The organism is Frankia sp. CcWB3, from assembly GCF_977927595.1.
The window spans coordinates 5,073-5,977 of record NZ_CDWRCK010000255.1; the positions used below are offsets into that span (position 1 = coordinate 5,073).

The window sequence follows — 905 nt, forward strand, 5'->3', positions numbered from 1 at the left end:
CCCCGGGCACTGAGCCAGACTGGAGTAGCCTGACCGGCCGACGATCCGCGATGGACCACATCCGCCGGGACGCCCACCGGGGTATGGTCACCCTGCGCGGGCCCGCCTGCGACAGGGCGACCTGGCTGAGGTGGGGAACGGCGCCCGGGAACGGCGTCTACCGATCGTGACGGCTGGAAACGGAGTACGCGGGTGGAGCCGGTGAGCGCGGTCGTCGTCGAGTACGAAGGCAACACGCGGCTGGATGTCGAGGAAGAGCAGGAGACCGGTTTCCAGGACATTGACCGGCCCTGGAATCCCGAGAGCATCCGGGTAAGTACGAAGAGCTTTTCCCTGCGTAACATGCTCGATGCCATCGACGAGGGCTCCCTCGACCTGGCGCCGGATTTTCAGCGTCTGAAGGTATGGAAGCCGGTTCAGAAGGCACAGCTCATTGAGTCTGTTCTGCTCCAGATCCCGCTGCCTGCCTTTTATTTCGCGGAGGACAAGGACGGGACGTTGCGAGTGGTCGACGGCGTCCAGCGGCTGACCACCGTCTACGATTTCGTCCGGGGTGGACGGGAGGGCGCCGGGGGTTTCTCCCTGGAGGGACTGGAGTACATCAGGGATGTGATCGGGAAGAGATTCGAGGATCTTCCCGCGCTTTGGCGTCGTCGCCTTAACAACACTCAGATTGTCGCGAACGTCATCGATCCCTCGACGCCGCGGCCCGTCATGTACGATATCTTCCGCCGGATTAACACGGGTGGTACGCCGCTGAATGCCCAGGAAATTCGGCACTGTATGAGCAAGAAGCGTAGCCGTGATTTCCTTCGCGATTTGACCGCTCTCCCGGAATTCTCGATCGCCACCGCCGGGGCACTGGGCAGGCAGCGGCGGATGATCGATCGTGAGGTGGTGCTTCG

At 62.8% G+C, this 905-nt stretch carries 1 protein-coding gene; it reads left to right on the forward strand.

Going from position 1 to position 905, the window contains the following annotated elements; genetic code table 11:
• Positions 1-201: 201 nt before the first annotated feature.
• Positions 202-905: DUF262 domain-containing protein (locus ACY5KJ_RS16795; RefSeq protein ID WP_462203813.1), on the forward strand; the 704-nt coding region annotated here is incomplete at its 3' end.